Source organism: Streptomyces sp. NPDC005141 (assembly GCF_053599975.1).
This window is the reverse complement of record NZ_JBSFYW010000003.1, coordinates 232,787-258,881: the sequence shown is the minus strand read 5'-3', so window position 1 is coordinate 258,881 and position 26,095 is coordinate 232,787. Positions and strand designations below refer to the sequence as shown.

General features: G+C 71.0%; 19 protein-coding genes and 1 tRNA gene. 6 read left to right on the top strand and 14 right to left on the bottom strand.

Translation table 11 applies throughout. The features are described 5' to 3' along the window. Nucleotides 1-139: 139 nt before the first annotated feature. Entirely contained in the window at nt 140-580 is a 441-nt protein-coding gene (locus tag ACWD68_RS03985) for a PAS domain S-box protein (protein ID WP_451804883.1), read from the top strand. 208 nt (nt 581-788) lie between these two features. Here ACWD68_RS03985 and frc read toward each other — a convergent pair whose 3' ends face one another. Both frc and oxc read right to left on the bottom strand, forming a co-directional pair. Continuing rightward, nucleotides 789-2,045, bottom strand: a complete 1,257-nt coding sequence (gene frc, locus ACWD68_RS03980) for a formyl-CoA transferase (RefSeq protein ID WP_451804882.1) — start codon at nt 2,043-2,045, stop codon at nt 789-791. A gap of 65 nt (nt 2,046-2,110) precedes the next feature. Beyond that, nucleotides 2,111-3,859, bottom strand: a complete 1,749-nt coding sequence (gene oxc / locus ACWD68_RS03975; protein WP_451804881.1) for an oxalyl-CoA decarboxylase — start codon at nt 3,857-3,859, stop codon at nt 2,111-2,113. Between the two features lie 293 nt (nt 3,860-4,152). Here oxc and ACWD68_RS03970 point away from each other — a divergent pair, with 293 nt between their 5' ends. After that, nucleotides 4,153-5,739: a FadD7 family fatty acid--CoA ligase gene (locus ACWD68_RS03970; RefSeq protein WP_451804880.1), complete on the top strand. Its 1,587-nt coding sequence runs from the start codon at nt 4,153-4,155 to the stop codon at nt 5,737-5,739. A 27-nt stretch (nt 5,740-5,766) separates the two neighbouring features. On the opposite strand, the gene ACWD68_RS03965 is transcribed toward ACWD68_RS03970, so the two are convergent. The 5 genes from ACWD68_RS03965 to ACWD68_RS03945 all read right to left on the bottom strand — a co-directional run bounded on the left by ACWD68_RS03965 (nt 5,767) and on the right by ACWD68_RS03945 (nt 11,968). Then, nucleotides 5,767-6,699 (bottom strand): LysR family transcriptional regulator, encoded by a 933-nt coding sequence (locus tag ACWD68_RS03965; RefSeq protein ID WP_451804879.1) that lies wholly within the window; start codon nt 6,697-6,699, stop codon nt 5,767-5,769. A 122-nt stretch (nt 6,700-6,821) separates the two neighbouring features. Then, nucleotides 6,822-7,034, bottom strand: a complete 213-nt coding sequence (locus tag ACWD68_RS03960; protein WP_451804878.1) for a formate dehydrogenase subunit delta — start codon at nt 7,032-7,034, stop codon at nt 6,822-6,824. Nucleotide 7,035: 1 nt separating this feature from the next. Then, entirely contained in the window at nt 7,036-9,882 is a 2,847-nt protein-coding gene (fdhF, locus tag ACWD68_RS03955) for a formate dehydrogenase subunit alpha (RefSeq protein WP_451804877.1), read from the bottom strand. Further along, nucleotides 9,879-11,492: a formate dehydrogenase beta subunit gene (locus ACWD68_RS03950; RefSeq protein WP_451804876.1), complete on the bottom strand. Its 1,614-nt coding sequence runs from the start codon at nt 11,490-11,492 to the stop codon at nt 9,879-9,881. Before ACWD68_RS03950 ends, fdhF begins: the two co-directional genes overlap by 4 nt. After that, the gene (locus ACWD68_RS03945; protein WP_451804875.1) at nt 11,489-11,968 is read right to left on the bottom strand and encodes a formate dehydrogenase subunit gamma; all 480 of its coding nucleotides are present in this window, start codon (nt 11,966-11,968) and stop codon (nt 11,489-11,491) included. Before ACWD68_RS03945 ends, ACWD68_RS03950 begins: the two co-directional genes overlap by 4 nt. Nucleotides 11,969-12,375: 407 nt before the next feature. On the opposite strand from ACWD68_RS03945, the gene ACWD68_RS03940 reads away from it, so the two are divergent. After that, nucleotides 12,376-13,065: a GntR family transcriptional regulator gene (locus ACWD68_RS03940; RefSeq protein ID WP_451804874.1), complete on the top strand. Its 690-nt coding sequence runs from the start codon at nt 12,376-12,378 to the stop codon at nt 13,063-13,065. A gap of 66 nt (nt 13,066-13,131) precedes the next feature. Here ACWD68_RS03940 and ACWD68_RS03935 read toward each other — a convergent pair whose 3' ends face one another. Then, nucleotides 13,132-14,058, bottom strand: a complete 927-nt coding sequence (locus ACWD68_RS03935; protein WP_451804873.1) for an acyl-CoA dehydrogenase family protein — start codon at nt 14,056-14,058, stop codon at nt 13,132-13,134. 287 nt (nt 14,059-14,345) lie between these two features. On the opposite strand from ACWD68_RS03935, the gene ACWD68_RS03930 reads away from it, so the two are divergent. Next, nucleotides 14,346-15,038, top strand: a complete 693-nt coding sequence (locus ACWD68_RS03930; RefSeq protein WP_451804872.1) for a GntR family transcriptional regulator — start codon at nt 14,346-14,348, stop codon at nt 15,036-15,038. Nucleotides 15,039-15,154: 116 nt separating this feature from the next. Here ACWD68_RS03930 and ACWD68_RS03925 read toward each other — a convergent pair whose 3' ends face one another. Beyond that, complete coding sequence (locus ACWD68_RS03925) at nt 15,155-15,706, bottom strand: beta-class carbonic anhydrase (RefSeq protein ID WP_451804871.1); 552 nt, start codon at nt 15,704-15,706, stop codon at nt 15,155-15,157. Between the two features lie 747 nt (nt 15,707-16,453). Between ACWD68_RS03925 and ACWD68_RS03920 the strand changes: the two genes are divergently transcribed. Further along, complete coding sequence (locus ACWD68_RS03920) at nt 16,454-17,335, top strand: ABC transporter substrate-binding protein (protein WP_451804870.1); 882 nt, start codon at nt 16,454-16,456, stop codon at nt 17,333-17,335. 107 nt (nt 17,336-17,442) lie between these two features. Here ACWD68_RS03920 and ACWD68_RS03915 read toward each other — a convergent pair whose 3' ends face one another. Then, nucleotides 17,443-20,229 (bottom strand): SpoIIE family protein phosphatase, encoded by a 2,787-nt coding sequence (locus ACWD68_RS03915; protein ID WP_451804869.1) that lies wholly within the window; start codon nt 20,227-20,229, stop codon nt 17,443-17,445. Between the two features lie 224 nt (nt 20,230-20,453). Next, nucleotides 20,454-20,541 (bottom strand) — tRNA-Leu (locus ACWD68_RS03910). Between the two features lie 141 nt (nt 20,542-20,682). Between ACWD68_RS03910 and ACWD68_RS03905 the strand changes: the two genes are divergently transcribed. After that, complete coding sequence (locus ACWD68_RS03905) at nt 20,683-22,014, top strand: DUF2254 domain-containing protein (RefSeq protein ID WP_451804868.1); 1,332 nt, start codon at nt 20,683-20,685, stop codon at nt 22,012-22,014. A gap of 215 nt (nt 22,015-22,229) precedes the next feature. On the opposite strand, the gene ACWD68_RS03900 is transcribed toward ACWD68_RS03905, so the two are convergent. The 3 genes from ACWD68_RS03900 to sucC all read right to left on the bottom strand — a co-directional run bounded on the left by ACWD68_RS03900 (nt 22,230) and on the right by sucC (nt 26,052). After that, entirely contained in the window at nt 22,230-23,813 is a 1,584-nt protein-coding gene (locus ACWD68_RS03900) for an aldehyde dehydrogenase family protein (protein WP_451804867.1), read from the bottom strand. Nucleotides 23,814-23,956: 143 nt separating this feature from the next. Continuing rightward, nucleotides 23,957-24,898, bottom strand: coding sequence for a succinate--CoA ligase subunit alpha (gene sucD, locus ACWD68_RS03895; protein WP_451804866.1), 942 nt, complete (start codon nt 24,896-24,898; stop codon nt 23,957-23,959). 11 nt (nt 24,899-24,909) lie between these two features. Next, on the bottom strand, nt 24,910-26,052 hold the full coding sequence (sucC, locus tag ACWD68_RS03890; protein ID WP_451804865.1) for an ADP-forming succinate--CoA ligase subunit beta: 1,143 nt from the start codon (nt 26,050-26,052) through the stop codon (nt 24,910-24,912). Between the last annotated feature and the right edge of the window lie 43 nt (nt 26,053-26,095).

The window sequence follows — 26,095 nt, the reverse complement described above, 5'->3', positions numbered from 1 at the left end:
AGACGATCCCACGCACGGCGCCCGACCACCAGAGGTCCGTGGCCCCACCTCACATCGCCGACCGCCTCCGCACGCACGGGATCTCCAGGAACTGGATTCTGTATACTGTCGCCACCAACGGCCCCGGCTCGGAGGCGACATGGACAAGCTCGATCCCGAAGTGATCCTGGGCATGGCCGCCCAGGCACCCGACGGAATAGTGATCGTCGACAGTGCCAACCTGATCCGCTACTGGAACCGCGGCGCCGAGCGCATCTTCGGGTTCACCGCGGCCGAGGCGGACGGCCGCAGCCTGGACCTCATCATCCCGGAGAAGCACCGTCAGCGGCACTGGGACGGCTTCCGCGCCGCCATGGAGAAGGGCGCCACCAGGTACGGCGAGGCGGACCTCCTGACGGTTCCCGCGCTGGCGGCGGACGGCAGGACCCTGTCCATCGAGTTCAGCGTGGTGCTGCTGGCCGGGAGCGACGGCGCCCCGTACGTCGGGGCCGTCATCCGGGACGTCACCGCTCGGCGCGTCCGCGAACGGGAGATGACGCGGCGGCGGTCCGAGACCGGCGCCGACCGCGCGATTGTGTGAACCGGGTGCTGTGCCGGCGTCCGAAGGCGCAGCCGCCCTGCCTCGCGAACAGGGCCATCTCGCCCTGCCGCGCGAACAGGGCCATCTCGTGAAGCGAGGCAGCACCGGTCGCCCCCTCGCCCGCGCGTGCCCTCCGGGAACCTGAGTGCCCCGCGAACGGCATCCGTTCGCGGGGCACTCAGGTGTGGAGACACTCGGGCGTACGGGGTCAGGCGACGACCTTCCCCTCGTGCAGCTCGCGGATGGCGTCGGCGTCGTAGCCGAGGTCCGCGAGCACCTCGTCGGTGTGCTCGCCGAGCAGCGGCGCGCCGGTTATCTCGGGCTTGAATCCGGAGAACTTGATCGGGCTGCCCACCGTCAGATAGGTGCCGCGCTCCTTCTGCTCGACCTCGACGATCGTGCCGCTCTTGCGCATGTCGGGGTCCTCGGCGAGCTCCTTCATGCTGAGCACCGGCGCGCACGGCACCTCGAAGGTGCGCAGGATGTCGACCGCCTCGTACTTGGTCTTGTCCGCGAGCCACTTCTCGATCTCGCCGAAGATGTCCATGATGTGCGGCTGGCGGGCGAGGGCCGTGTCGTACTCCGGGTCCTCGGCCCACTCCGGCCGGCCGATGGCCTCGCAGGTGCGGACCCAGTTCTGCTCCTGGACCGTGAAGTAGATGTAGGCGTTGGGGTCGGTCTCCCAGCCCTTGCACTTCAGGATCCAGCCGGGCTGCCCGCCGCCGCCGGCGTTGCCCCCGCGCGGCACCGCGTCGCCGAACTCGCCGTTCGGGTACTGCGGGTACTCCTCCAGGTAGCCGACCCGCTCCAGGCGCTGCTGGTCGCGCAGCTTGACCCGGGTCAGGTTGAGCACGGCGTCCTGCATGGACACCGAGACCTTCTGGCCGAGACCGGTGGCGTTGCGCTGGATGATCGCCGTCAGCAGGCCGATCATCAGGTGCATGCCGCTGTTGCTGTCGCCGAGCGCGGAGCCGCTGATGGTCGGCGGTCCGTCCCAGAACCCGGTGGTGGACGCGGCACCGCCGGCGGCCTGGGCGACGTTCTCGTAGACCTTGAGGTCGTTCCACGGGGAGTCGTCGTTGAAGCCCTTGACGGAGCCGAAGATCAGTCGTGGGTTGAGGGCGTGGATGTGGTCCCAGCCGAGGCCCATGCGGTCCATGGCGCCCGGCGCGAAGTTCTCCACCAGGAGGTCGGCCTCGCGGATCAGCTTCTCCATGACCTCCTTGCCCTCGGGGGACTTGGTGTTGATGGCCAGGGAGCGCTTGTTGCTGTTCAGCATGGTGAAGTAGAGGGCGTCCAGGTCGGGTATGTCGCGGAGTTGGCGGCGCGTCACATCGCCTCCGCCGACGCGCTCGACCTTGATGACGTCGGCGCCGAACCAGGCGAGCAGCTGCGTGCACGCGGGACCGGCCTGGACGCCGGTGAAGTCGATCACCTTGATTCCGGCGAGCGGCTTTTCACTCATGGTGGATTCCTTCTCGTGAATGATCTCGGTGCGGAAGTCGGCCGTACGGGAGGGGAGTTCGGAGTTCACTTCCGGGCCGGCGTGATGTTGCCGCCGGTGATGCCCTTCGGGTTCAGGTGCGCGATGTGGCCGCTCTCGGTCCCCGCGGAGGGGTCGATCACGCAGTCGATGAGCGCGGGGCCGCCGGAGGCCAGCGCCTCGGTGAGGGCGGCGGTGACCTCGGCGGGCGTGGTCGCGCGGTAGCCCTTGCCGCCGAACGCCTCGATCATCCGGTCGTGGCGGGCCGCGAGCATCAGGGTGGTCGGCGAGGGGGCGTCGCCGAGGGGATTGACGTCGTCGCCGCGGTAGACGCCGCCGTTGTTCATGATGACCGTGACCACGGGCAGGGCGTAGCGGCAGATCGTCTCCAGCTCCATGCCGCTGAACCCGAACGCGCTGTCGCCCTCGACGGCCACGACGGGGGCGCCGCTCTCGACGGCGGCGGCGATCGCGTAGCCCATGCCGATGCCCATGACGCCCCAGGTGCCGCTGTCAAGGCGGTGCCGCGGCACCCGCATGTCGATCACGTTCCGCGCGATGTCCAGCGCGTTCGCGCCCTCGTTGACGATGTAGGTCTCCGGGCGCTCGTGCACGACGTCACGTACGGCCTTCAGAGCGCCCATGAACTGCATGGGGTGCGGATCGGCCTTGAGCCGCTCCGCCATCTTCGCGACGTTCTGCGCCGAACGCGCGGCCAGTTCCTCGCGCCAGGCGGCGGGCGCCGCGATCCGGCCGGGCTTGGCCCGCTCGGCGATCGCGTCGAGCACCGACTCGATGTCTCCGACGAGCGGGGCCGCGATGGGCTGGTTGCTGTCGATCTCCCTGGCCTCGATGTCCACCTGGATGAACCGGGCGTCGGGGTTCCACTGCGGTGCCTCGCCGTGGTTCAGCAGCCAGTTGAGGCGGGCGCCGACGAGCATCACGACGTCGGCCTTCTTCAGGGCCAGCGAACGGGCGGTGGCCGCCGACTGCGGGTGGTCGTCGGGCAGCAGGCCCTTGGCCATCGACATCGGTATGTAAGGGATGCCGGTGGACTCGACGAACTCGCGGACGCGGTCGTCGGCCTGCGCGTAGGCCGCGCCCTTGCCGAGTACCACCAACGGCCTTTCGGCGCCCGCGAGAAGCTCGATGGCACGGTCCACCGCCTCGGGCCCCGGCAGCTGGCGCGGCGCGGGGTCGACGAGGCGGCTCAGCGTCTTCGCGCCCGCCTCCGCGCCCATGATGGAGCCGAGCACCGCGGCGGGGATGTCGAGATACACACCACCGGGGCGCCCGGAGACCGCGGTGCGCAGCGCGCGGGCGATGCCCCTGCCGATGTCCTCCACGCGGCTCACGCGGTAGGCGGCCTTGCAGAACGGCTGCGCGGCGGCGAGCTGGTCCATCTCCTCGTAGTCGCCCTGCTTGAGGTCGACCAGGTGCCGTTCGCTGGAGCCGGAGATCTGGACCATGGGGAAGCAGTTGGTGGTGGCGTTCGCCAGCGCGACCAGACCGTTCAGGAAGCCCGGCGCGGACACGGTCAGGCAGATGCCGGGCTTCTTCGTGAGGTAGCCGGCCGCCGCCGCCGCGTGTCCCGCGTTGCTCTCGTGCCGGAAGCCGACATAGCGGATGCCCCGCGCCTGCGCGAGGCGGGCCAGGTCGGTGATCGGAATGCCGACGACCCCGTAGATGGTGTCGACGTCGTTCATCCTCAGCGCGTCGACGACCAGGTGGTACCCGTCGGTGAGCTCGGTCGCGTCGGCGTTCGCCGCGGTCTCCAGTGTCGAGGGGGCGGTCATGGTCCGAGGTCCTCCTTGGGCAGATCCTGCCGGTGCGGCTGCTTCTCCCACCATCCAGAGCCCGCTCGTCCGCGTCCAAGACCCATCGGCGACCAGCCGATAAACAGCGTCTATCGATGGCAGGTCCAGGCCTCGCAACTCCCTTGATAGACAGCTGCTATCGGCCGTTCGCCAGTACGTATTGGACGTGCACCGGGCGCCCGCCGCAGGCTCGCAGGGGACCGCTTCGAAGCGGCCGACGGCCGTCCCGGGCGGCCGGCGCTTCATCGGACCTGGCGTGAGGAGGTGCGGTCATGGCCGTTCCGGCAGCGGAATCGGTGCGCGACACCGACGGGTACCGGCCCCCGGAGGTCACGGGACTCGCCGACCTCCTGGACCGGCAGGTGCGTGAACGTCCTTATGCCCGGGCCCTGATCGTCACCGCCGACCGGGTGCATCTCTCGTACCGGGCCCTCGCCACTCTGGCCGACGACGTCGCCGCGCGGCTCGGTGCCACCGGACTGCGCCGGGGTGACGCGATCGGGCTGATCGCTGCCAACACCGCCGAATTCGTCGTCGCGTTGCTCGGGGCGGCGCGGGCCGGGCTGGTGGTCGCGCCGCTGGACCCCGCGCTGCCGGGACCGGAACTGTCCGCCCGGCTCGACGCACTCGGCGCACCGGCGGTGCTGGTCGGTCCCCCCGCGACCGACACACCGCCTGTCGTCCGCCTGGGGGTTCCCGCCTGGCCCCTGCGCGTGGACGCCTCCCGGGCCGGGACCGCGACGGTCGCCCTCGACAGCTGTCCGCCGGTGCGTCAAGCAAGCGGCGCACAGGAGTTGACGCCGGGCGACGCCCTGGTCCTTTACACCGCCGGGACCACGGCCCGCGCCAGGATGGTCCCGCTGACACACGCGAACGTCGCGGCCTCCGTACGGGGCATCTGCGCCGGCTACGCGCTGGGGCCCGGCGACGCGACGGTGGCGGTGATGCCGTTCTTCCACGGCCACGGGCTGTTCGCGGCGCTGCTGGCGTCCCTGGCGGGCGGGGGATGCGTCCTGCTGCCCGCGGGCGGCCGGTTCTCCGCGCGGACGTTCCGGGACGACATGCGGGCCGCGGGCGCCACCTGGTTCACCGCGGTCCCGACCGTTCACGAGATCCTGCTGGACCGGGCGGAGTCCGAGCATCCGGTCCCGCACGGGCCGCCCCTGCGATTCGTGCGCAGCAGCAGCGCCCCGCTGAACCCGGCCACGCAGCGGGCCCTGGAGCGCGCGTTCGGCGCGCCGCTGCTGTCGGCCTACGGCATGACCGAGTCCGCGCACCAGGCGACCAGTGAGCCGCTGCCCCAGCGCGGCGTCCTCAAGCACGGGTCGGTCGGCCTGCCGACCGGGGTGGACGTGCGGGTGGCCGACCGGAACGGGCGACCGTGCCCGGCCGGCGTCCAGGGCGAGGTGTGGCTGCGCGGGCCCACGGTCGCCCGCGGCTATCTCGCCGAACCGGAGCGGACGGCGCGCGGTTTCGCGGGCGGCTGGCTGCGCACCGGCGACCTGGGGTCCCTGGACGCGGACGGCTATCTCTCCCTCGCGGGACGGAGCGACAACCTCATCAACCGGGGCGGCGAGAAGGTCTCCCCCGAGCGGGTCGAGGACATCCTCGCCGGATGCCCCGGGGTCGCCGAGGCGGCCGTGTTCGCCGTACCCGATCCGGTGTACGGGCAGCGCGTCGGCGCCGCCGTGGCCGTCCGCGCGGGCGAGACCGTCGCACCGGCGGAGATCCTGCGGTACTGCCGGGACCGGCTCGCGGCCTACGAGGTGCCCGACCGGCTGGAGCTCGTCGCCGCCCTGCCGCACACCGCGAAAGGCGGTCTCGACCGGCTCGCGGTCGAGGCCCGGTACGTTCCCTGACGGCGGCGTCCCACGTCGTGCGCCGGCTCAGCGCACACGGTGCTCGCTCGGCAGCGGCTGTCCGAAGAAGTCGTCCAGCGCCAGGCCCGTGGCCGCGTTGACGAAGGCCCGGGCGGCGACGGAGCCGGGAGTGGCCGCGTGGATCGCCACCGAGACCTGGGCGCCCGCCTCCGGGTCGACCAGCGGCAGCGCGCGCGTCCGGCCGACCACCGGCATCGCGCGCAGCCAGGTGTGCGGAACGATGCTCGCCCAGTCGCCGCCGCCGACATGCGCGTACAGAGCGGCGATGGAGTCCGTCTCCACCTGCGGCGTCACCACGAAGCCCTTGTCCGCGAAGACGCCGTCGATGATCTGACGGATCCGCATGTCCGGGGTGAGCAGCGCGAGCGGCAACTGCGCCGCGTCCGCCCACGTCATGGTGGAGGTCTGCGACATCAGCTGGTCGTCGGAGACCAGCAGCATGTACCGCTCCTGGTACAGGGGGACCACCTGAAGGCCCTCCTGGTCGCCCGGATCGAAGTGGGCGATCGCCACATCCAACTCGAAGTCGCGCAGCTGGCGGTGGAGTTCCTTCGTCGACAGGCGGGAGCGGACCTGCACCTTGGCCAGCGGGTGCGCCGCGCAGAACGCGGCCACGGGCATCGCCAGCGTCGTCGAGGCCGTCGGGTCCGTCCCGAGCCGGAGCGTCCCCGTGATGCCCGACTGCACGGCGGCCACCTCTGCCTTGAACGCGTCCTGCTCGGCGAGGATCCGCTTGGCCCACACGACGAGCCGTTCGCCTTCGGGCGTGAGGCCCTGGTAGTTGTGCCCGCGGTTGATGAGGGTGACGTTCAACTCCCGCTCCAGCTTGGCGATCGCCGCCGAGAGCGCGGGCTGCGAGACGTAGCAGGATTCCGCGGCCCGCGCGAAGTGCCGCTCCCTGGCCACCGCCACGAAGTACTCGAGCTGCCGGAACAGCATGAACGGCTCCTCTCTCGCTCGCGCCGCCCACCGGCACCGACGACGGACCGGCCGGCTGCCCCGTGATCATCCAGAGCCTACCGAGCCGGCCGTGTCCCGCCTCCCTCCGTGCACGGCCTCGCTCAGCGCAGGAGCCGTACGGCCGCGATCACCAGCGGGTGCAACCCTTCGGCTCCGGCGTCGACGTGCGCGAGGAGCCGGGAGCGCATCCGTGGGTCCCAGAACCGGCCGATGTGACCCGCGATCGCCTCTGCGGCCGACTCCCCCGGCAGATGCCCGAGGTTCACGGCGATGTCGTTCGCCATCCGGCGTTCCGGCGGCACGCTCGCCGTCATCTCAGTCCACCGCCGTGAGTACGTCGTCCCCGGCCCGCTCCGGCTCTTCGTCCCCGGCCCGCTCCGGCTCCTCGTCGCCGCGTCCGAGCGGATGGACGAGACCGACCTGTACGGCGGTCACCTTGTACTCGGGGCAGTTGGTGGCCCAGTCCGAGTTCTCGGTGGTGACCACGTTGGCGCCGGTCACGGGGTGGTGGAACGTGGTGTAGACGACGCCGGCCGGCATCCGGTCGGAGATCTCCGCCCGCAGCGTCGTCCGCCCGACCCGGCTGGCCAGCGTCACCAGCGCGCCGTCGGTGATGCCGCGTACCTCGGCGTCGTGCGGATGCAGCTCCAGGATGTCCTCGGGATGCCAGGCGACGTTGCCGGTACGCCGGGTCTGCGCGCCGACGTTGTACTGGCTGAGGATGCGCCCGGTGGTGAGCACCAACGGGAAGCGCCGGGTGCTGCGCTCGTTGGTCGGCACGTACGCGGTGACGACGAACCTGCCCTTGCCGCGCACGAATTCGTCCACGTGCATCACCGGTGTCCCCTCGGGGGCCGAGGCATTGCACGGCCACTGCACGCTGCCCAGTTTGTCGAGCACGTCGAAGGAGACTCCGGTGAACGTCGGGGTGACCGAGGCGATCTCATCCATGATCCGGCTCGGACGGTCGTACGCCATCGGGTAGCCCATGGCGGTGGCGATCTCGCACACGATCTGCCACTCGTGCTTGCCCGTCTTCGGCTTCATCACCGCACGCACCCGGTTGATCCGGCGCTCGGCGTTGGTGAACGTGCCGTCCTTCTCCAGGAAGGAGGCGCCGGGCAGGAAGACGTGCGCGAACTTGGCCGTCTCGTTGAGGAACAGGTCCTGCACGACGACGAGTTCCATCGCCTCGAGCGCCGCTGTGACGTGCTGGAGGTTGGGGTCGGACTGCGCGATGTCCTCGCCGTGCACGAACAGACCGCGGAAGGTGCCGTCGATCGCGGCGTCGAACATGTTGGGGATACGCAGACCCGGCTCGGCGAGGAGTGTGCCGCCCCACAGGTTCTCGAACACCTCGCGCACGGCGTCGTCGGACACGTGCCGGTATCCGGGCAGTTCGTGCGGGAAGGAGCCCATGTCGCAGGAGCCCTGCACGTTGTTCTGCCCGCGCAGCGGATTGACCCCGACGCCGTCGCGGCCGATGTTGCCGCACGCCATGGCGAGGTTGGCCATTCCCATGACCATGGTCGAGCCCTGGCTGTGCTCGGTGACGCCGAGGCCGTAGTAGATGGCCCCGTTCGGCGCCCTCGCGAACAGCCGTGCCGCGGACCGCAGTTGTTCCGCGGGGACACCGCTGATCTCCTCGGTGGCCTCCGGACTGTTCTCGGGGAGGGCCACGAACCGGGCCCACTCGTCGAACCCTTCGCACCTGCGGTCCACGAAGGAACGGTCGACCAGGCCCTCGGTGACGACCACATGTGCCATGGCGTTGACGACGGCGACGTTGGTGCTGGGCCTGAGCTGGAGGTGGTGCGCGGCCTCGATGTGCGGCGAGCGCACCAGGTCGATGCGACGCGGGTCGACGACGATCAGCTCCGCTCCCTCGCGCAGGCGTCGCTTCATCCGCGAGGCGAACACGGGGTGCCCGTCGGTGGGGTTGGCCCCGATCACCATGATGACGTCGGCCTCCGCCACGGAACGGAAGTCCTGGGTGCCGGCCGACTCACCGAAGGTCTGCTTGAGGCCGTATCCCGTCGGGGAGTGGCAGACGCGGGCGCAGGTGTCCACGTTGTTGTTGCCGAAGGCGGCCCGCACCATCTTCTGGACGACGTAGACCTCTTCGTTGGTGCACCGCGACGAGGAGATCGCGCCGATCGAACTCGGCCCGTACCGCCGCTGGATGTCCCGCATCCGCCGGGCGACCGTGCCGATCGCCTCGTCCCACTCGACCTCGCGCCAGGGATCGGTGATCCTGTCGCGGACCATGGGCCTGAGCACCCGGTCGGGGTGGGTGCCGTAGCCGAAGGCGAAGCGGCCCTTCACACAGGAGTGGCCCTCGTTCGCGCCACCGTCCTTGTACGGCACCATCCGCACGAGTTCGTCGCCGCGCAGCTCGGCCTTGAAGGAGCAGCCGACTCCGCAGTAGGCGCAGGTGGTGACGACCGAGCGGGTCGGCATGCCGAGTTCGACCACCGACTTCTCCTGGAGCGTGGAGGTCGGGCAGGCCTGGACGCAGGCCCCGCAGGAGACGCACTCGGAGTCCATGAACGTCTCTGCGGCGCCGGGCGAGACCTTGGAGTCGAAGCCGCGCCCCTCGATGGTCAGCGCGAACGTGCCCTGCACCTCGCCGCAGGCGCGCACGCAGCGGGAGCAGGCGATGCACTTGGAGGGGTCGAAGTCGAAGTAGGGGTTGGACGTGTCCTTCTCGGCGTCGAGGTGGTTCTCGCCCTCGTAGCCGTACCGCACCTGCCGCAGGCCCACCACGCCCGCCATGTCCTGCAGTTCGCAGTCGCCGTTGGCCGGGCAGGTCAGACAGTCGAGCGGGTGGTCGGAGATGTACAGCTCCATGACGCCCTGGCGGAGCTTCTCCACCTTCGGCGTCTGGGTGCTCACCCTCATCCCTTCCGTCACCGGAGTGGTGCAGGAGGCCGGGGTGCCCCGCCTGCCGTCGATCTCCACGACGCACAGCCGGCAGGAACCGAACGGCTCCAGGCTGTCGGTGGCGCACAGTTTGGGTATCTCGACGCCGGCGAGCGCGGCGGCTCGCATCACGGACGTGCCCTCGGGGACGGTCACCGGCAGCCCGTCGACCTCCACCGACACCGTGGCCTCGCCGGGCCGTTCCGGGGTTCCGAAGTCGGGTTCCTTGAGCAGTGTCATACCGTGCCCTCCGTCCTCGCGCCGATGGTCTGCCCGGGCCGGGCCCCCTGGTCCGGTCCCCGGGCGAGGAAGTCGTCGGGGAAGTGCGTGAGGGCGCTCCGTACGGGCATCGGCGTCAGCCCGCCCATCGCGCACAGCGAGCCGTCGGTCATCAGGTCGCACAGATCTTCCAGCAGCGCCAGGTTCTCGTCCCGGTGCCGACCGGCCACGATCTTGTCGATCACCTCGACGCCGCGTACCGAACCGACCCGGCACGGCGTGCACTTGCCGCAGGACTCCTCGGCGCAGAACTCCATCGCGAAGCGGGCCTGGGCGGCCATGTCGACGGTGTCGTCGAAGACGACGACGCCGCCGTGGCCGACCATCGCGCCCGCCGCCGCGAAGGCCTCGTAGTCCATCGGCAGATCGAACATCGACGTCGGGAGGTAGGCGCCGAGCGGCCCGCCGACCTGCACCGTGCGCACCGGGCGCCCGGAGAAGGTGCCGCCTCCGTATTCCTCGACCAGTTCGCGCAGCGTGACGCCGAACGCGGTCTCGACGATGCCGCCGTGCGCGATGTTGCCGCCGAGCTGGAAGACCTGGGTACCGCGTGAGCGGTCGACGCCGAGTTCCTGGTAGGCCTGCGCACCGGACGCCATCACCACGGGGACCGTGGCGAGGGTGAGGACGTTGTTCACCACGGTCGGTCTGCCGAACAGGCCCTCGATCGCGGGGATCGGCGGCTTGGCGCGTACCGTGCCGCGCTTGCCCTCCAGGCTCTCCAGCATGGAGGTCTCCTCGCCGCAGATGTACGCGCCGGCGCCGACGCGGACGTGCAGGTCGAAGTCGAGCGCGGAGCCGAGGATGCCCTTGCCGAGCCAGCCGTGTTCGCGGGCGATGCCGATCGCGGCGCGCAGGGTGGCCACCGCGTCCGGATACTCCGAGCGGATGTAGAGGTAGCCCTCGCTCGCGCCGACGGCGTGCGCGGCGATCGTCATGCCCTCGATGAGCATGAACGGGTCGCCCTCCATGACCATCCGGTCCGCGAAGGTGCCGCTGTCGCCCTCGTCGGCGTTGCAGCAGACGAACTTCAGCTCGTCCGCGCAGTCGAGCACCGTCTTCCATTTGATGCCGGCGGGGAATCCCGCGCCGCCCCGGCCGCGCAGTCCGGACGCGGTGACCTCGGCGACCACGTCGGCGGGCGGGCGTTCCAGTGCGGCGCGCAGCCCCGCGATGCCGCCGTGCGCCAGGTAGTCGTCCGTGGAGAGGGGGTCGGTGACCCCGACCCGGGCGAAGGTGACCCGGTTCTGGCGGGCCAGCCAGGGCAGTTCGTCCACGACGCCGAGCCGCAGTGGATGGTCGGCGCCGTCGAGCATGCCCGCGGCGAGGAGGTCGTCGACGTCGGACGGGGTCACGGGCCCGTATCCGACGCGGCCGTGCGGGGTCACCACCTCGACGAGGGGTTCCAGCCAGAGCATGCCGCGCGAACCGTTGCGTACGACGTCGAGGGCGAAGTCCCCACGACGCGCGACTTGTTGCAGGGCGCCGGCGACCTCGTCCGCGCCGACGGACCGGGCCGCCGAGTCGCGGGGGACGTAGACCGTCGCCACGGGGTGCGCTGTGTCGTTCACGATGAGACCGTCCCCTCGAGGATCGAGCCCAGCCGGGCCGGGCCGACACGTCCGTACAGCCGGCCGTTCACCTCGACCGACGGCCCGAGGGCGCAGTTGCCGAGGCAGAAGACCTGCTCGACGGTCACGGCACCGTCCGCGGTCGTCTCCCCCAGTGTCAGACCGGCCTCGCGGGCGTAGGCCACCAGGCCGTCGGCGCCCAGTGCCTGGCAGGCCTCGGCCCGGCAGACGCGCACGGTGGTGCGTCCGGCGGGTGCGCGGCGGAAGTCGTGGTAGAAGGTCACCACTCCGTGGACGTCCGCCCGGGAGAGGTTGAACTCGTCGGCGAGCACCGGAATCGCCTCCTGCGGCACATGGCCCAACTCGGCCTGCACGGCGTGCAGTACGGGCAGCAGCGCACCGCGCTGATCCCGATGACGGGCCGCCACTCTCCGGACCACGCTCTCGACCGTCACGTCACTCGCGCTGGTCGTCATGATCGCTCCGCCTTCCGTCACACGGGTCCCCGGCGATGCTTGCGGGAGACTGGGACACTACCCCATACAGGCTTCTGTATACAGAACTCAATCGGGCTCAACCACCCTTGCGGAAGCGGGAGTCCACGGCACGTGAGGCCAGAGAAGCGAGTGCCCGTACGGCTCCTCGAGCGCGAACAGACCCCGTTCCACGGACGCCACCAGCCGCCGCGCACGTCTGCCACCTGCTCGAAGACGGGCGGAGGGTGGCTCGGGCGGCACCCCCGCACGACCTGGATCACTCCCGCAACGGCCGCCATCCTGCATACCAAAACCTGTATGCTGACGCAGCCGTCGGCGACCTTCTCGGCGGCCACCACTTGGCAGAGCCGTCGGCCCCGCGGGCCCGGTGGCAGAACGGGGCTCCCATGCGTGAGGCACTCACGGCCGCCGCGTCCCGACGCGTCACCCGCCCGGCACCACTGCGGCAGGCCGTGTACGACGCGCTGACCGAGCTGATCGTCAGCGGCTCCCTCAAGCCCGGACAGCATCTCGTCGAGGCGGAGCTCGCCGAGCACCTCGGAGTCAGCCGCCAGCCCGTACGCGAGGCCCTGCAACGACTCCAGACCGACGGCTGGGTCGACCTGCGCCCCGCCCAGGGTGCCTTCGTCCACTCCCCCACCGAGCAGGAGGCCGCCCAACTCCTCGGTGTCCGCGCCGTCCTCGAGACCTACTCGGCGCAACTCGCCGCCCAGCAGGCCGAGCCCGAGGACGTCGAACGGCTCTGGGAGTTGCACCAGGAGGGCGTCGACGCCCTCGCCGCGAGCGATGTCGACCGACTGGTAGCGGCCAACACCGCCCTGCACTCCTTCATCACCTCCGTGGCCGACAACGCCGTACTGGCCGAACTGATCGCGGGCGTCAGCCAGAAGGTCCGCTGGTACTACACGCCGATCGCCCGGCCCCGCGGCAAGGAGGCCTGGAACGAACACGCCCAGCTGATCAGGGCCATCGCCAAGGGTGACGCGGACCGCGCCGGTGAGGTCATGCGCAAGCACACCGAGCGCACCACCGGCTTCTACGGCAAGCAGCTCGCCGCCGGAGCGAACCAGGGCTGACCGGGAAGGCACTCGCACGGGACTCATCACGCCGCCCACCGGGTCACGCCGTCCGCCGGGCCGGGCTCACGTCGACGCGAGGGAGTCAGCGGGGCGGCGGTCGACGCCGAGGGCGAGTGCCTTGTCACCGGGCTCCTTGTCATCGGGCTCCTTGTCGCCGGGCTCTTTCGCACCGGACCTCTTCGCACCGGACCCCTGTTCCTCACTGGGCCCCCTCCCGCCGGAGCCCTCGAAGCCGAGGCCGAAGCCGTCGGCGCCGATGACGGCCCGCAGTTCCAGAAGCCACGGCCGCACGGTCCGCAGCAGGATGTCGAGCCCCTCGCCGTCCCCTCCGAGCATCGCGGCGGCGGGAAGCAGCACCGGATCGGCGCACACCGTGGAGGTCGCGCTGCCGTGGGGGCCTCCCCCGCCGACCCTTGCCGGGACGAACAGATCCGGCGCATGCGCCGGAACCACCCACAGCGTCAGACCGTCCGGCCCGGCGAGCGACCGCGAGGACCAGAGGTAGCTGTCGGCCTCACCCGCCGCGACGACCTGCCGCTTACGGCCCCGCAGGGCGACCACGTCACCGGAGCGGGCGGCGACCGAGCGCGACGTCCCGACCGAGCGCGGCATCCCGTACGGGACCTCCGCCTCCCACCCTCCGGGCCCCTCTTCGACCAGGGCGAGGCTGCCGAGGTGCCGTCCGGCGGCGACTTCACCACGCACCCAGGAACCACCGCAGGACTCGACGGCGGCGACCGCGGCGAAGTGGGACGCGAGCACGGCGGCGGTCGCCGGGCAGACGCGCGCGGTCCGCCCCACCACGTCGGCCGCCTCCGCCGGCCCGAGGCCGCCACCGCCGAACTCCGGGGAGACGGTGAGGCCGAGCAGCCCGGCACGGCCGAACGCCGTCACGGCGGCCCGGGGGAACCTGCCTTCCCGCACGGTCACTTCGGCTGCGGGCGCGACGACTTCGGCCAGGACTGCGGAGAGAGAACTGCGGTACGACACGGGGCGACCCCCTCCTCGGGAACGACCTCCCACGGGAATTGCATACAGTATGTTGTCTCCTCTCAAGATGCACCAGAGGGCCGCCGGTGCGAATTCCGAGAGGCGGCGCAAGGAGGGAGCGGGGGACGGTTCGTTGCGGAGCGGGGCGGGGCGGGGCGGTTCGGGGCAGGCGGATCCAGGGACTTCACCACTCGGGACACGCGAACGCTCGGGGTTATTGCATACTGAAGTCCGTATTCCGAGGCCCTTCGCCGGGGCGTCGGCAGTCCGACGACGGGGAGGGTTCCATGCCCGACACGCCCACGGTGGCAGCCCACGGTCCGATCACCAGGCCCGCCCCACTGCGCCAAGCCGTCTACGACGCCCTGACCGAGCTGATCATCAACGGCTCTCTCACGCCCGGACAGCACCTCGTCGAGGCGGACCTCGCCGTACGGCTCGGTGTCAGCCGCCAGCCCATCCGGGAAGCGCTTCAGCGGCTCCACACCACCGGCTGGGTGGACCTGCGGCCGTCCCAGGGCGCCTTCGTCCACTCCCCCACACCGGAGGAGTGCGCCCAACTCCTCAGCGTGCGTGCGGCCCTGGAGACCCACTCCGCCCACGGCGCCGCCCTGCACGCCACCGCACATGATGTCGCCCTCCTGTGGGAGTTGCAGGAGACGGGTCTCACGGCCCTCGCGGCCGGCGACGCCCGGGCCATCGTCGAGGCCAACGCCGCGCTCCACGGGCACATCACCCAGCTGTCCCGGAACACCGTCCTCGCCGAGCTCATCCCCCAGGTCGACCGACGGGTGCGGTGGTACTACATGCCCATCGCCAAACCCCGCGGCACGGACGCGTGGAGCGAGCACGCGCGGATCATCGAGGCCATCGCCGACCGCGACGCGGAGCGCGCCGAGGAGCTCATGCGGCGGCACACCAGCAACACAACCGACTTCTACTGCGAGCAGATCGCCGCGATGACCACCCGACAGCGCTGACCCGCGGGAGAGATGAGGCCCTCTCGCGAGACGGGGTCCCTCGCGAGGTGGAGGTCCCTCACGAGACGGAGCCCTCTCGTCGCGGACGCCCGACGACGACAAGAGGGCGTGGCGTCTCAGGCTCGCGGGTCGATCTCCCGGAGCAGACCCGTGGTGACGTCGAAGACGAAGCCGCGGACGTCGTCGGTGTGCGGCAGGAACGGTGAGGTGCGCACCCGCTGCATGGACTGCCGTACGTCCTGGTCGACGTCGCGGAAGGCCTCCACCGCCCAGGCCGGCCGCTGCCCGACCTCCATCTCCAGCTCGTGCCGGAACTCCTCGGTCAGACTCTGCAGACCGCAGCCCGTGTGGTGGATGAGTATGACGCTGCGGGTGCCGAGGGCGCGTTGGCTGATCGTCAGGGAGCGGATCGTGTCGTCGGTGACGACACCTCCCGCGTTGCGGACGGTATGACAGTCACCCAACTGGAGACCGAGCGCGGCATGAAGGTCGATACGGGCGTCCATGCAGGCCACGACAGCGACGCGCTGGACCGGGCGCGCGCCCATGCCCGGGTCCACGAACCCGGCGGCATACGCGCGGTTGGCCGCCACGAGCCGATCGGTGACCGTCTCGCCGCCCGGAAGGGGGTCGGCGGTCGGGGCGAGACGGGGAGCTGGAGTCGACATGCTGGGCTACCTCACTCCGGTCGAAATCGAAAAGACCACTCATCACGTCGCGAACACGGGCTCGCGAACACAGGCTCACTGACACACGGTCGCGGCCGATCGATCGCGGCCGAAGGAGCCACCCCGGGGACACGACCGCACCGGTGAACATCCCCACGCGACGACACCCCAGGCGCGCATCGCGGAGCGGAGCACCCGGGGGCCGTGAGCCGGGAGTCCGGGAGTCCGGGAGAACCTCACGGACGAGGTCGTACCCGTGATGTGTATGTGATATGCAATCTCAGGCGAGCCAGTGTCGAGTACCGCCTGCTCCTCCCCGGTCGCGTCAGGGGGCAGAACGACGGGCACGCCGCCCGGTCCGGGACCGATCCCGGATCCGGCGCTCCACCTGATTCGGGACCGGCACCGGATCCGACGGCGCCCCTGATCGCGGTCGACGCCGTCCCCGAAAGGCTCGCGCGCAAGGTGCCGGCGGCGGCCTCGTTCCGGAGCGCCGAGGAGCCGCGTCCCGTGGGCGGCCCGCTCCTGACCTCTTCCGGCAGCCGCCCGGCTGATCACGCCGGGGTGCGGCAGGGCCGGGACACGGCGCGGCCGGGAAATGGCTCGCGCTTCCGGCCGGCCACTGCGACAGCGCCGGAAGACGGGCGACCCGACCCTCGTCCCGGCGTCCTCGCACGTGGCTCCGGCGGTCGTATGGTTCGGGGTGATTTATGGTGACTCAAGGAGCATGCCCCTACCGGAGGTGCAATGATGCGCACCGCGGCAGCGATCGTCACTCTGGCCGTCAGCGGGGCGCTCATCTTCGCGACACCGGCTTGCGACCAGGGCGGGTCGGAGTCGTCGAAGGCCCGCTACGGCGACTGTCAGGTCTCGGGAGATTACGGGGAGTTTCACCTGTCACCCGAGACGGCGGGCGCACTCACGGTCAAAACGACCCTGCCCGCGCCCGGCTGGTGGAACGGCGACACGCCGGACTCGGTCAAGAGCGGCTACGAGTACTGCATGGCGGCCAACATCGCCTACCGGTCCGGACTCGACCGGGTGAAGGTGGAGAACGCACCCTTCCCTCAGGTCGTGTCCGGCCGGACCAAGGACTTCGACCTGGCCCTGGCGCAGATCACGATCACCCCGGAACGGAGCAAGGTCGCCGAGTTCTCCCCGCCCTACCTCTCCTCGACCCTGGGAGTGCTGATCAGGGACGGCGAGAAGATCAACCAGGACAACATCCGTGACGTCCGCATCGGAGTGGCCGAGGGCACCACGGGCCAGGAGTTCGTCAAGAACCGCCTCAAGCCGACCAAGCCCGTCACCGCCTTCGCCAACGACCCGGAGATGGTCACGGCGCTGGAGAAGGGACGGATCGACGCGGTCGTCCACGACACGACGATTCTGCTCGCGTATCCCCAGGAGCGGGAAAGCAGGGTGCGCATCGTGGGCCAGTACAGGACCGACCAGGGTTACGGCGCCCTGTACCCGAAGGGGTCACCCGACAAGGACGAACTGGACCGGATCATCAGGCAACTGATCGATGACGGGACGCTCGCCAAACTGTCGGCTGTCTATCTCGGGGCCGCCTTCGGCCAGGACCCGGCCAAGATCCCGTACTTCATGATCGCCGACAGCTCCTGAACGCTCCGGGCGTGCGCACGCCCCGGGGTGTGCGGCGGTCCGGGGTGTGCGGCGGTCCGGGGTGTGCGGCGGTCCGGGGTGTGCGGCGGTCCGGTCTCCGTCCCGCTTCACAGGTCCGCCATCAGGAGACCGCTCAGGTCCCCGGCAGCGCTGGCAGCGAGCGCCTGCTCAGCCCAGATGATCTTGCCTCGGTCGGTATACCGGGTCCCCCAGCGGCGGGACAGCTGCGCGACGAGAAACAGACCACGGCCCCCCTCGTCGGTGACGGTTGCTCGGCGCAGGTGCGGAGAGGTGCTGGTGCCGTCGCCGACCTCGCAGATCAGGCTGTCGCGGTCGCGCAGCAGCCGCAGACTGATGGGGCTCCCTCCGTACCGGATGGCGTTCGTCACCAGTTCGCTGAGGATCAGCTCGGTCGTGAAGGCGGACTCGCCGAGCCCCCAGGCTTCCAGCCTGCGGGTGGCCTCGGCGCGGATCCCGGCGACGGCTGCGGGGTCGTCGGGCACCTCCCACTCCATGACCTGGTCCGGGTCGAGCAGCCGGGTGCGCGCGACGAGCAGGGCGACATCGTCACTCGACCCGGTGCGCAGCATCGCGTCGAGCACCGCCTGGCAGGTGTCGTCCGGGGTGGCGCCGTCCGCATGGATGATCGCCTCCCTCAGCATGGCGAGACCGATGTCGATGTCACGGCCGCGGGCCTCGACGAGGCCGTCGGTGTAGAGGACCAGCCGGCTGTCGGCGGCCAGCCGGAGTTCGGCCGTCTCGACCGGCAGACCTCCTCCCACGCCGAGTGGCGGGGCGACGGGGATGTCGGGGAAGGTCACGGAGCCGTCGGGCGAGACCAGCGCCGGACCGGGATGACCGGCCCGGGCGAGAACACACCGCCCGGAGACCGGATCGTAGACCGCATACAGGCAGGTGGCGCCGGTGACGGCCTCGGCCTCGGTGTTGCCCTCGGCTGCCGCGTCCTGGTCGATCCGGGTGACCAGGTCGTCCAGGTGCGCGAGAAGCTCGTCCGGAGGCAGGTCCAGGGCGGCGAAGTTGTGCACCGCGGTCCGCAGGCGCCCCATCGTCGCGGCGGCGTGCAGACCGTGTCCGACGACATCGCCGACCACCAGGGCCACCCTGGCACCCGGCAGCGGGATGACGTCGTACCAGTCGCCGCCCACCCCCGCCTGGGCGGGCAGGTACCGGTGCCCGACCTCCAGGGCGGACAGCTCGGGGAGCACGCCGGGCAGCAGGCTGCGCTGGAGGGTGACGGCCGTGATGTGCTCGCGGGTGTAGCGGCGTGCGTTGTCGATGCACACGGCCGCCCGGGCGGCGAGTTCCTCGGCGGGGGACAGGTCGTCCGACTCGAAGGGGTCCTGCTCCGAGCGCCAGAAGTCCACGACCCCCAGCAATTGGCCTCGAGCCCGGAGCGGCACCGAGATCATCGAGTGGATGCCGTATTCGATGACCTGCTGGGCCCGATCCGGGTCCTGGGCCCGCCATCCGTCGGCCATGGCGAGGTGTGTCGCCAGGACCGGTCGGCCGCTGGTCATACCGATGGCCAGGGGGTTGCCGGGCACGTAGGGAATACGCGTCCCGACGGGGTAGAGGGGCGCGTCGTCCCGGATGCCCTCGGCCGCGATGCGGTGCATTTCCATACTCGCCCCCGTCGGTTCACCACCGCGCAGTACCGGCTCCCCGAGCTCGATGGTGGCGAAGTCGGCGAAGCGCGGGACCGCCACCTCGGCCAGCTCCTCGGCGGTGCGCTGCACGTCGAGGGTGGTACCGATCCGCGTGCTGGCCTCGTAGAGCAGTCGCAGGCGCCCGCCCGCCACATCCGCCCGGCCCGCGAGGGCGCGCAGCTCCGTGGTGTCCCGCAGGGTGGCCACGCTGCCTCCCTTTGGGCCCACCGGCCGCACGTTGACCGCGAGCAGGATGTCCCCGGCCAGGAAGACCTTGTCCGTGGCCGCCCGGCCCGATCCCAGCAGTGCGGCCAGGTCCGGGCTCAGCCCGAGTCCGGTGACCGGCCTGCCCTCGGCCTCCGGCGGCAGTGCGAGCAGCCGCCGCGCCTCGTCGTTGACCAGCAGCAGCCGTCCGTCACCGTCCAGAATGATCACGCCTTCACGAACCGCGTGCAGCACCGCGTCGTGGTGCTCGTACATGCGGGTCATCTCCACCGGTCCCAGGCCCGCGGTCTGGCGCCGCAAACGCCCGCTGACCAGTGCCGACCCGCCCGCGGCCAGCAGCAGCGCGACACCGCCGGCGGCGAAGATCACCGGCAGTTGGTTCTGCACCACACCGGTCACCTTGTCCACCGTGACCCCCACGGTGATGAGCCCGACGGCGGTCCCCTTCTCGTCGAAGACGGCCACCGTCGAGTCGACCGCCTTCCCCAGACTGCTGTCGAACGTGGTCTGGTGGGGCTCACCTCCGAGCGCCTCGCCGTAGGAGGTGGAGACGTGCTTCCCGATCTGCTCCGGGTCCGGGTGGGTCCACCGGAAGCCGTAGGGGCTCAGCGCCACGACGTAGTCGACGCCGGTCTTCTTGCGCACCACCTCGGCATGTGGCTGGAGTGCCGCCGTCGGGTCCTTGCTCTTCATCGCCTCCGCGGTGCCCGGGGCGTTCGCGAACGACTCGGCCGCCACCAGTGACCGGTCGGCGGCCTCCTGGATCGCGCGGTTGCGGTCCTGGATCACGAGAACCACCACGGCCGTGGCGATGAGCAGCAGGACGACCACCAGTTGCAGCAGGAAGACCTGACCGGCGACGCTGCGCGGCTTCAGGAACGACGACCCGCGTCGGCCGGCCGCATGGTGACGGGCCTCCAGGCCGACTTCCGACGGCCCGGCCGTCGGCGGCACGCGGTTGCCCCGTCGGCTCGCCGGGCCGTATCGCCCAAGTTTGCCCATTTTCTCAGTATCAGTGACCGGCCCGTCGGGCGCGGCTCAGGACGGGCCGGGCTGGTCCGGTCGGGCCGGTGCCGCAGCGAGCGGGGAGCCGTCCGCACGCGAAGTTGGCGCCCTCTCACCGAGCCGATCACACGACCCGAAGGCCCCCGGAACGACAAAAACCGGCGAGTCATACGACTCAACCGGTTATTCGCATCGGGGACGATCTCATGAACGTCCCTGTGTGGTGTCCGAGGGGGGACTTGAACCCCCACGCCCGATAAAGGGCACTAGCACCTCAAGCTAGCGCGTCTGCCATTCCGCCACCCGGACCAGGTGTCTGCCGCCTGACCGAGAGTGTTCCCCGCGGCGACATGGACAACAATACCAAGGTTTCGGAGTGCCCTTCACCTGCATATCCGGGCCCCGGAGCGGGTCCGCGGGACAAGCTGAGGGTGCACCTACAGTCTCACCATGAGTGACTGGATGGATACCGGGGGTTTGCGGGAAGGGCGGCGGCCGAGGGCGCTGTCGCCGTTGCGGGAGCATCTGCGGGACACGTTCTGGTTCGCGCCCACCGCGGCCATGGTGCTGGTCTTCGTGGTGTGGGCGGTGGCCAACGCGCTCGACACCGCGATCGTCGAGGCACTGCAGAAGGCGCACGACTACGACACCCTCGACGATCTGCTGCGCCTGGCCGACGACGCGAAGACCGTGGTGACCACGGTCAGCTCGGCCATGATGACCTTCATCGGTGTGGTGTTCAGCATCTCGCTGGTCGCCGTGCAGATGGCGAGCGGGCAGTTCAGTCCGCGGGTGGTGCGGATCTTCGTGCGCAGCCGGATCACCAAGGCCACCTTCGCCGTCTTCCTCGCGACGTTCGTGCTGTCGCTGCTCGTCCTGACCTCGTACGAGGGGCAGGCCGAAGCGCGGCTGGTGACCTCGGTCCCCCTGGTGCAGTCGGTTCTGACGCTCCTGCTGCTGGGGCTGAGCCTCGTGCTCTTCGTGATGTACGTGAACCAGACACTGCGGCTCATGCGCATCAGCCATGTCATCGACCGCATCACCCGGGAGGCGTTCAAGGTCGTCGCGCAGATGCCCGTGGCCCGTTCGTCCGGCAAGGAGGAAGCGCTTGGGCCCGAGACCGCGCGGGTCGCCCACCACGGGCGGGCCGGCGTGCTGCGGGACGTGGACATCGCCCGGCTGGTGAAGGCGGCCCGGCAGCAGGGTGTCGTCCTGCGGCTGATCCCGCGGATCGGGGACTTCGTCGTGCCGGGCACGCCCCTGCTCGCCGTGCACGGAGGTCCCGCCCCCTCGGGGCGCTCCCTGAGCTACACCGTTAACGTCGGTGTCGAGCGCACCTTCCACCAGGACTTCGGGTTCGGGCTGCGCCAGCTGTCCGACATCGGGCTCCGGGCCCTGTCCGCCGCCATCAACGACCCGACCACGGCCGTGCAGGCCATCGACCGCATCGTGCAGTTCCTGTCCGCCATCGCCCGCCGGCCCCTCGACGCGGCGCTCCATCGCGACCGGCGCGGAAACGTGCGGCTGGTGCAGCCCGTGCCCGGGTGGACGGAGCTGGTCGATCTCGGGTTCGCCGAGATCCGGGGGTGCGCGGTGGGCAGTCCGCAGGTCACCCGGCGCATCCTCGCCGGGCTCGACGATCTGGCCATGATCGCTCCCGCGGACCGCCGTGAGCCGCTGCTCCGGCACCGCGCCCTGCTCGTCGAGGCCGTGGAGCTCAATGTGCCGGCGGCGTCGGACCGCGCCTTCGCCCTGCGCCCGGACCGGCAGGGCATCGGGTAGCCGACTCGGCCCGCCTGACCGCCCCACCGGCGGGGCGCGGCACATCGGACCACCCCGTGCAGGGCGGGGCCCGTCACAGACCCCGGTGAGGCGGCGCCTTGTCACGGACCCGGTCGGGCGGCGCCCTCCTCCGGACGCCGCCCGCGCTCACCTCACGAAACTCGCAGCGCCAAGGGTGCCCACGGCACTCACGGCGCTCACGGCGCTCACGGCGCTCACGGCATCAAGTGATACTCCGGGAAATTGCCCGGCAACCGCTCCCCCGCCGGTCCCCGGGTCACCGCGCGCACCAGGAGTTCCCCGCCCACGAAGGCGCCGCGCCACGACGCGCCGAAGCCGCCGAAGAGTTCGTCGCGGTCGCCCCGGGAGCGGGGCTTTCCATGGCCGACCTTGAACGCGCGGATCTGCGGGGCGAGTCGGCTGTACGTCGCCTCGTCGTCCGTGGACAGCGTGGCGACCAGCGCGCCGTTCGACGCGTTCATCGCGGCGAGCAGTTCGGCCTCGGTGTCGACCAGGACGATGGTGTCGACCGGGCCGAAGGGTTCCGCGTGGTGCAGCGGTGAGGAGGGGGGCGGGTTGAGGAGCGTGACGGGCTGGACGTACGCCGCCGTGTCCTGGCCGGGCAGGAAGCGGGTGTCGGACAGCCTGCCGCGGTGCAGCGGGACGGCGCCCCGGTCGATGGCCTCGGCGACCTGGTCGTGGAGTTCCTTGGCCTTGGCCGCGTTGATGACCGGACCGAAGTCGAGGGACGGATACGGGTCGTCCGGGTGCTCGACGGCGAGGGGGTGGCCGGTCCGCAGGGTGCGGACGGCGGGGAGGTACGCGGTGAGGAACTCGTCGAACAAGGCCCGCTGGACGACGAAGCGCGGGTAGGCCGTGCAGCGCTGCTTGCCGTAGTCGAAGAGCTTGGGGACGACGGCCGTCAGCGCGTCCCAGTCGGTGTAGTTCCAGATGCCCCAGGTGTTGAGCCCCTCTTGTTCGAGGACATGCCGCTTGCCGAGGTCGGCGACGGCGGTGGCCACCGCGGCGCCGGTGTCCCGGCCGCCGACGAAGGAGACGCAGCCGATCTCGGGCGCGCGCACGAGCGCCTCCGACAGCTCGCCCCCGCTGCCGCTGACGAGGGTGACGGGGATGCCTTCACGTACGGCGAGCGCGCAGGCCAGGGTGAGGCAGGCGACGCCGCCGTCGGTCGGGGTCTTCGCGATGACCGCGTTGCCCGCCAGTGCCTGCACCAGCATCGCGTGGACGAGCACGCTCATCGGGTAGTTCCAGCTGGCGATGTTGGAGACGGGTCCCTCGAGCGGGGTCCGGCCTTCCACCATGGGCTCGATGCCGTCGACGTACCAACGCACGCCGTCGATCGCGCGGTCCACGTCGGCCTGGGCGAGCCGCCAGGGCTTTCCGATCTCCCAGACGAGCAGGAGGGCGAGCAGCTCGCGGTGTTCGGTGAGCGCGTCGAGGGTCGCCGCCACGCGGGCCCGGCGTTCCGCGAGGGGCACATGGCGCCAGGCCCGGTGCTGGTCGAGCGAGGCGCGGACGGCCTGCCGGGCGGTGGCGCCGTCGAGCCGTGGCGGTCCCGCGATGGGGCTCCCGTCGACGGGGCTGGTGGCGGGCAGTGCGCGGCCGTCCGCCTGCCAGCCGGCGTTCCAGAGATTGAGGACCCGGTCGTCGCGGAACGCCTCGGGGGCGACGGCGAGGCAGCGCCGCCAGGCGTCGGTCCAGGACGTGCCCGACTTGAGGACAAGAGGGGTGGGACGGTGAAAGGTGGTGGCCGGCGGGTTGGCGTCGAGGGTCGTCATGGGTGTCTCCGCTCTCGGTGCACAGTCGGGGGCGGGGGGCCCGGCTTCTGCCGAACGGCAGGTCGTACGGGCCCGCGCGAACAGTCGTCGCGTACGTAAGGGGAAGGTAGTGAGGTCGTACGGCTTCCGACAGTCACCTCACGTCAACTATGAGTGACATCACGCCGGGTCTCCAGCTGGGCCAGCCGGTCCAGTACCAGCCGGGCGGTCTCGGTCGGGGTGCCGCCCACGCTCACGCCGGCCGCCTCCAGGGCCGCCTTCTTGGCCCGGGCGGTGCCCGAGGAGCCGGAGACGATGGCGCCGGCGTGGCCCATGGTCCGGCCCTCGGGGGCGGTGAAACCGGCGATGTAGCCGACGACGGGCTTGGTGATGTGGTCGCGGACGTACGCGGCCGCCCGCTCCTCGGCGTCGCCGCCGATCTCCCCGATGAGAACGATCAGCTCGGTGTCGGGGTCGTCCTGGAAGGCCGCCAGGCAGTCGATGTGGGTGGTGCCGACGACGGGGTCTCCGCCGATGCCCACGCAGGTCGAGAAGCCGATGTCCCGCAGCTCGTGCATCAGTTGATAGGTGAGGGTGCCGGACTTGGAGACCAGGCCGATGCGTCCCTGCCGGGTGATGTCGGCGGGAATGATGCCGGCGTTGGACTGTCCGGGGGAGATGAGGCCGGGACAGTTGGGGCCGATGACGCGGGTGCCCCTGGCCGCGGCATGGGCGCGGAAGGCGACGGAGTCGTGGACGGGGATGCCCTCGGTGATGACGACGGCGAGACCGATCCCGGCGTCGGCGGCCTCCACCACGGCCGCCCGGGCGAAGGCGGGCGGGACGAAGACGACACTCACGTCCGCGCCGGTCGCCTCGATCCCCTCGCGCACCGACCCGAAGACGGGGACGGACCTGGGGGCGCCTCCCGGGCCCCCGGGGCTCCGGGGGACGTCGAAGTCGACGGTCCGGCCGGCCTTGCGCGGGTTGACGCCGCCGACGACGTTCGTGCCGGCCGCGAGCATGCGCCGGGTGTGCCTCATGCCCTCGCCGCCGGTCATGCCCTGGACGAGGACCTTGGACTCCTTGGTGAGAAAGACGGCCATGTCGCGCTCCTTCAGCTGGTGCCGGCCAGTCGGGCGGCGAGGCGGGCGGCGAGGCGGGCGGCGGCGTCCATGGTGGTGGCCTGCCGCACCAGGGGGTGCGCGCGGTCGCCGAGGATGGCGCGGCCCCGAACGGCGTTGTTGCCGTCGAGCCGGACCACCAGCGGCTTGGTCGGCCGTACGGCGTCCAGGGCCCGCACGATGCCGTCGGCGACCGCGTCGCAGGCGGTGATGCCGCCGAAGACATTGACCAGGACGGACTTGACGTCCGGGTCGGAGAGGACGACGGACAGGCCGTCGGACATGATCCGCGCGGAGGCTCCGCCGCCGATGTCGAGGAAGTTGGCGGGGCGGGCGCCGCAGCCGGCGACCACGTCGAGGGTCGACATGACGAGACCCGCGCCGTTGCCGATGACGCCGACCTCGCCGTCCAGCTTCACGTAGTTGAGGCCCTTGGCCGCGGCCGCCGCCTCCAGCGGGTCGTCGTGCCATTCGTCCTGCTCGCCCCAACGCGTCTGCCGGAAACGGGCGTTGTCGTCGAGCGTCACCTTGCCGTCGAGGGCAAGAAGCTGTCCCTGGGCGGTTCGGACGAGCGGGTTCACCTCGACGAGGAGGGCGTCCTCGCGCGTGAGTACCTGCCAGAGCCGCATCAGGATGTCGGCGGTCCGCGGCGGCAGCCCGGCGGCCCGTACGATCTCGTTCGCCTTCGCCGAGGTGACGCCCTCCGCCGGGTCCACGGGGATGCATGCCACCGACTCCGGCCTGGTCGCGGCCACTTCCTCGATCTCCGTGCCGCCCTCGGCCGAGGCGATCGCGAGGAAGCGTCCGGCGGCGCGGTCGAGGACGTACGAGACGTAGAACTCGCTCTCTATGTCGACGGGTTGGGCCAGCATCACCGTCCGGACCGGGTGGCCCTTGATGTCCATGCCGAGGATCTGACGTGCCGTCCGTTCGGCGGCGGCGGGGTCCTCGGCGAGCCTGACGCCGCCCGCCTTGCCGCGTCCGCCGGTCCTGACCTGCGCCTTGACGACGACGCGACCGCCGAGCCTGCGGGCGATCCCGCGTGCCTCGCGGGGCGAGTCCGTGACCTCGGCGCGCGGGACCGGGATGCCGTGCTCCGCGAAGAGTTGCCGCGCCTGATGCTCGTACAGGTCCATGATTCGGCTCCTGTCCTGAAAGTGGTGCACGACCCCTGGACAT

Excerpts from the sequence above, each read along its gene's own strand:
- ACWD68_RS03985 (WP_451804883.1), top strand. The coding sequence starts at position 140 with ATGGACAAGCTCGATCCCGAAGTGATCCTGGGCATGGCCGCCCAGGCA.
- frc (WP_451804882.1), bottom strand. The coding sequence starts at position 2,045 with ATGAGTGAAAAGCCGCTCGCCGGAATCAAGGTGATCGACTTCACCGGC.
- oxc (WP_451804881.1), bottom strand. The coding sequence starts at position 3,859 with ATGACCGCCCCCTCGACACTGGAGACCGCGGCGAACGCCGACGCGACC.
- ACWD68_RS03970 (WP_451804880.1), top strand. The coding sequence starts at position 4,153 with ATGGCCGTTCCGGCAGCGGAATCGGTGCGCGACACCGACGGGTACCGG.
- ACWD68_RS03965 (WP_451804879.1), bottom strand. The coding sequence starts at position 6,699 with ATGCTGTTCCGGCAGCTCGAGTACTTCGTGGCGGTGGCCAGGGAGCGG.
- ACWD68_RS03960 (WP_451804878.1), bottom strand. The coding sequence starts at position 7,034 with ATGACGGCGAGCGTGCCGCCGGAACGCCGGATGGCGAACGACATCGCC.
- fdhF (WP_451804877.1), bottom strand. The coding sequence starts at position 9,882 with ATGACACTGCTCAAGGAACCCGACTTCGGAACCCCGGAACGGCCCGGC.
- ACWD68_RS03945 (WP_451804875.1), bottom strand. The coding sequence starts at position 11,968 with ATGACGACCAGCGCGAGTGACGTGACGGTCGAGAGCGTGGTCCGGAGA.
- ACWD68_RS03940 (WP_451804874.1), top strand. The coding sequence starts at position 12,376 with ATGCGTGAGGCACTCACGGCCGCCGCGTCCCGACGCGTCACCCGCCCG.
- ACWD68_RS03930 (WP_451804872.1), top strand. The coding sequence starts at position 14,346 with ATGCCCGACACGCCCACGGTGGCAGCCCACGGTCCGATCACCAGGCCC.
- ACWD68_RS03925 (WP_451804871.1), bottom strand. The coding sequence starts at position 15,706 with ATGTCGACTCCAGCTCCCCGTCTCGCCCCGACCGCCGACCCCCTTCCG.
- ACWD68_RS03920 (WP_451804870.1), top strand. The coding sequence starts at position 16,454 with ATGATGCGCACCGCGGCAGCGATCGTCACTCTGGCCGTCAGCGGGGCG.
- ACWD68_RS03915 (WP_451804869.1), bottom strand. The coding sequence starts at position 20,229 with ATGGGCAAACTTGGGCGATACGGCCCGGCGAGCCGACGGGGCAACCGC.
- ACWD68_RS03905 (WP_451804868.1), top strand. The coding sequence starts at position 20,683 with ATGAGTGACTGGATGGATACCGGGGGTTTGCGGGAAGGGCGGCGGCCG.
- ACWD68_RS03900 (WP_451804867.1), bottom strand. The coding sequence starts at position 23,813 with ATGACGACCCTCGACGCCAACCCGCCGGCCACCACCTTTCACCGTCCC.
- sucD (WP_451804866.1), bottom strand. The coding sequence starts at position 24,898 with ATGGCCGTCTTTCTCACCAAGGAGTCCAAGGTCCTCGTCCAGGGCATG.
- sucC (WP_451804865.1), bottom strand. The coding sequence starts at position 26,052 with ATGGACCTGTACGAGCATCAGGCGCGGCAACTCTTCGCGGAGCACGGC.